2 protein-coding genes are annotated in these 4422 nt (G+C 72.3%); both read left to right on the top strand.

The genetic code is table 11. From position 1 onward, the window contains the following. The first annotated feature begins 162 nt into the window (after positions 1-162). On the top strand, positions 163-1677 hold the full coding sequence (locus GUY60_RS34990) for a 3' terminal RNA ribose 2'-O-methyltransferase Hen1 (RefSeq protein WP_161705328.1): 1515 nt from the start codon (positions 163-165) through the stop codon (positions 1675-1677). After that, entirely contained in the window at positions 1674-4235 is a 2562-nt protein-coding gene (locus tag GUY60_RS34985; RefSeq protein ID WP_161705326.1) for a polynucleotide kinase-phosphatase, read from the top strand. Before GUY60_RS34990 ends, GUY60_RS34985 begins: the two co-directional genes overlap by 4 nt. The last annotated feature ends 187 nt before the right edge of the window (positions 4236-4422 follow it).

Below are 4422 nucleotides of genomic sequence, written 5' to 3'. Positions count from 1 at the left end.
GCGTAGGAGGGGCGGAAAACCCCTGACCCCCACCGCGATCTTCCAGGTACGTTGAGGGCCGCGTCGCCCACCGTGCGGCAGTGGCGGGCCGGGGGCGCGTCGGGTGCCGGGGTGGTTCGCGACCACCGTGTCCGCTCAGACCGTAATCGAGGCGTACCCGCCGTGTTCCTGACGATCAGCACCACCGGCTCCACGGACCGTCCCGCGACCGACCTCGGGTTCCTGCTGCACAAGCATCCCGGCAAGGCGCAGGAGTTCTCCACCTCGCACGGCCGCGCCCACGTCTTCTACCCGGAGGCGACCACGGAGCGCTGCACGGCGGCGCTGCTCCTCGAGGTGGACCCCGTGGCCCTGGTGCGCCGGGGCAAGGGCCGGGGCGGCGCGCCGGACGCGGCACTCGCGCAGTACGTCAACGACCGCCCGTACGCGGCCTCTTCGCTGCTCGCCGTGGCCCTGAGCACCGTCTTCAAGAGCGCCCTGAACGGGTCCTGCGCCGCCCGGCCCGAGCTGGTCGGACAGCCGCTGCCGCTGCGTATCGAGGTGCCCGCGCTCCCCGCGCGCGGCGGTGCCGCACTCGTCGCCCAGCTTTTCGAGCCGCTCGGCTGGACGGTCACCGCCGAACCGGTCGCCCTCGACGCGGAGTTCCCCGAGTGGGGCGACTCGCGCTACGTACGCCTCGTACTGGAAGGGGAGGCGACGCTCGCCGAGGCGCTGCGGCAGCTGTATGTGCTGCTTCCGGTGCTCGACGACGCCAAGCACTACTGGGTCTCGCCCGACGAGGTCGACAAACTGCTGCGGGCCGGCGAGGGCTGGCTCGCCGAGCACCCCGAGCAGAAGCTGATCACCAGCCGCTATCTGGCGCGCCGCCGGTCCCTGACCCGCGAGGCCGAGGAACGCCTTGAGCTCGTACGGCTCGCCGACGCCGATGACGTCGAGGTGGAAGCGCTCGACAACGCCGTCGACGAGGACGACTCCGGCACCGAGGACGACTCCGACACCGAGGAGAAGCCCGTACCGCTCGCCGTGCAGCGCCGGGACGCGATTCTCGACGCGCTGCGCGAGGCCGGGGCGAGCCGTGTGCTCGATCTCGGCTGCGGCCAGGGCCAGTTGGTGCAGGCGCTGCTCAAGGACGTGCGCTTCACCGAGATCGTGGGCCTCGACGTGTCCGTGCGCGCGCTGACCGTCGCCGCCCGGCGCCTTGGGCTCGACCGCCTCGGTGAACGGCAGGCCGAGCGCGTCTCGCTCCTTCAGGGCTCGCTCGCGTACACCGACAAGCGACTCAAGGGGTACGACGCGGCCGTGCTCAGCGAGGTCATCGAGCACCTCGACCTGCCGCGGCTCCCGGCCCTGGAGTACGCGGTGTTCGGTACCGCGCGGCCGGGGACCGTGCTCGTGACGACGCCCAACGTCGAGTACAACGTCCGCTGGGAGACGCTGCCCGCCGGGCACTCCCGGCACGGCGACCACCGCTTCGAGTGGACCCGCGAGGAGTTCGGCGGCTGGGCGCGCGCGGTGGCCGAACGGCACGGGTACGACGTGCGGTTCACGCCCGTCGGGCCCGACGACCCCGAGGTCGGACCGCCCACCCAGATGGCCGTCTTCACCTTGCGTACGACCACCAAAAGCACCAGCACCACCAGCACCACGAGCTCCACGAAGGGAGTGAAGGCCGCATGAGCACCGCCACCGACACCACCGCCGACGCCGCCGCGGGGCGCGTCCTGCCCGTCACCGACCTGGCCCTCGTCGTGCTCGTCGGCGCCTCCGGATCCGGCAAGTCCTCCTTCGCGCGCAAGCACTTCAAGGCCACCGAAGTGCTCTCCAGCGACTTCTGCCGCGGCCTCGTCGCCGACGACGAGAACGACCAGAGCGCCAGCCGCGACGCCTTCGAGGTGCTGCACTACATCGCGGGCAAGCGGCTCGCCGCCGGCCGGCTCACCGTCGTCGACGCGACCAACGTGCAGCAGGAGAGCCGCAAGCAGCTCGTCCAGCTCGCCCGGCAGTACGACGTGCTGCCCATCGCCATCGTCCTCGACGTCCCCGAGGAGGTGTGCGCCGCACGGAACGCGGCACGCGCCGACCGGGCCGACATGCCGCGCCGGGTCGTCCAACGCCACATCCGTGAACTCCGGCGCTCCCTGCGGCACTTGGAGCGCGAAGGGTTCCGCAAGGTGCATGTGCTGCGCGGCGCCGAGGAGATCGACGGCGCGAGCATCCGCGTGGAGAAGCGGTACAACGACCTCAGCCACCTCACCGGCCCCTTCGACATCATCGGCGACATCCACGGCTGCCGCTCCGAGCTCGACACGCTCCTCGGCAAGCTGGGGTACGTCGACGGCACGCACCCCGAGGGGCGTACGGCCGTCTTCGTCGGCGACCTCGTCGACCGCGGCCCGGACAGCCCGGGTGTGCTGCGCCGCGTCATGGAGATGGTGAAGTCCGGCGACGCGCTGTGCGTGCCCGGGAACCACGAGAACAAGTTCGGCCGTTACCTCAAGGGCAGGAACGTCAAGCACACGCACGGCCTCGCCGAGACCATCGAGCAGATGGAGGGGGAGAGCGAGGAATTCCGCACCGAGGTGCGGGAGTTCATCGACGGCCTGGTCAGTCACTACGTCCTGGACGAGGGCAAGCTCGTCGTGTGCCACGCGGGCCTGCCCGAGAAGTACCACGGCCGCACCTCGGGCCGGGTCCGCTCGCACGCGCTGTACGGCGACACGACCGGCGAGACCGACGAGTTCGGCCTGCCCGTGCGCTACCCCTGGGCCGAGGAGTACCGCGGCCGCGCGGCTGTGGTGTACGGCCACACACCCGTGCCCACCGCGACCTGGCTCAACAACACCATCTGCCTGGACACGGGCGTGGTCTTCGGCGGCCGGATGACCGCGCTGCGCTGGCCGGAGCGCGAACTCGTCGACGTACCGGCCGAGCGGGTCTGGTACGAACCGGCCAAGCCGCTCGCGTCCGAAGCGCCCGGCGGGCACGAGGGCCGGCCGCTCGACCTGGCGGACGTGCGCGGCCGCAGGACCGTGGAGACCGCGACGGCCGGACGGGTCACGGTGCGCGAGGAGAACGCGGCGGCGGCCCTCGAGGTCATGAGCCGCTTCGCGATCGACCCGAGGCTGCTCCCGTACCTGCCGCCCACCATGGCCCCGACTGCGACCTCGCAGGTCGAGGGCTACTTGGAGCACCCTGCCGAAGCCTTCGCGCAGTACGCGGCCGACGGGGTCGGGCGGGTGGTGTGCGAGGAGAAGCACATGGGCTCGCGGGCCGTCGCCCTTGTGTGCCGGGACGAGGCCACGGCGCGGGAACGCTTCGGCACGGAGGGCGTCACCGGCTCCCTCTACACCCGTACCGGGCGGCCCTTCTTCGACGACGAGACGGTCACGGAGGAGGTGCTCGGGCGGATCCGCGCGGCCGTCGGCGAGGCCGGTCTCTGGGCGGACCTTGACACAGACTGGCTGCTGCTCGACGCCGAGTTGCTGCCCTGGTCGCTCAAGGCCTCGGGCCTGCTCCGCACCCAGTACGCGGCGGTCGGCGCCGCGTCCGGCGCGGTGTTCCCGGGCGCGCTCGCCGCGCTCGAAGCGGCCGCGGCCCGTGGCGTCGACACCGGCGACCTGCTCGCGCGGCAGCGTGAACGCGCCGCCGACGCCGAGGCGTTCACCCACGCCTACCGCCGCTACTGCTGGAGCACGGACGGCCTGGACGGCGTACGGCTCGCGCCGTTCCAGGTCCTCGCCGCGAGCGGGCGCAGCCTCGCGGGCCTCGGCCACGACGCGCAGCTCGCGCTGCTCGACCGCATGGTGGAGCACGACCCGACGGGCCTGCTTCAGACCACCCGGCGTCTCTATGTCGACACCGGCGACCCCGCGTCCGTACAGTCCGGCGTCGACTGGTGGCTGGAGATGACGGGGCGCGGCGGCGAGGGCATGGTCGTCAAGCCGGTCGAGGCACTCGCACGCGACGGCAAGGGCCGCCTGGTGCAGCCCGGCATCAAGTGCCGGGGCCGCGAGTACCTGCGGATCATCTACGGCCCCGAGTACACCCGCCCCGACAATCTGAAGCGGCTGCGCTCCCGCTCCCTCGGCCACAAACGCTCGCTCGCGCTGCGGGAGTACGGCCTCGGTCTTGAGGCCCTCGACCGGCTCGCGCGGGGCGAGCCGCTGTGGCGGGTGCACGAGGCGGTCTTCGCGGTCCTGGCCCTCGAATCGGAGCCGGTGGACCCGCGGTTGTAGTCCGCTTCACCCGATCGTGGCGTGCCCGGAAGTGGCGGGAACCACTCCGGGCACGGTCGCGTTGTGAGGGGAGATCGGTGTCCGGTCCGCCGCTGTCCTTGGCCTCGGTTCTCGGGGCCCTGTCGGTGACGCCGCGCACCGGGTGCACGGTGAGTTGCGCGGTGCGGCCGACGACCCCGGCGGCCTC

The organism is Streptomyces boluensis (assembly GCF_009908195.1).
GTDB lineage: Bacteria > Actinomycetota > Actinomycetes > Streptomycetales > Streptomycetaceae > Streptomyces > Streptomyces boluensis.
This window is presented reverse-complemented; position numbering and strand designations above follow the sequence as displayed.

Excerpts from the sequence above, each read along its gene's own strand:
- GUY60_RS34985 (WP_161705326.1), top strand. The coding sequence starts at position 1,674 with ATGAGCACCGCCACCGACACCACCGCCGACGCCGCCGCGGGGCGCGTC.